General features: G+C 45.7%; 1 protein-coding gene. It reads left to right on the top strand.

The window, feature by feature from the left end; translation table 11 throughout:
- The coding region (locus HMPREF2757_RS12000; protein WP_218079072.1) for a hypothetical protein at positions 1-195 on the top strand (195 nt) is incomplete at its 5' end.
- Positions 196-276: the final 81 nt, after the last annotated feature.

Here is a 276-nt window from a genome sequence, read left to right on the forward strand (position 1 = left end):
AGCGTCCTCGTTGAGGGCACGCTGCAGGGGTTGCAGCTATGTGACACGGGACACAATCGCAATCAGGGTGTCTCTTCTTATTTAGATTTTCTTCAAAAAGTGGAAAAATTACGAAACGAAAACCATTTACGCTGCTCAACGTATGTTTCTGTGTTTCGTAGTTTTGTTCTTTTCGTTTACGAGATTACGAAATGACCCGCAAATACCTACCGTGACCTGCGGTGATGTGTTTCGTATTTTTCTGGCTCTTCCGGTTTCAGAGTGCGTGACGCGGTC

The organism is Brevibacterium sp. HMSC063G07, assembly GCF_001810665.1.
In the GTDB taxonomy this organism is placed as follows: domain Bacteria; phylum Actinomycetota; class Actinomycetes; order Actinomycetales; family Brevibacteriaceae; genus Brevibacterium.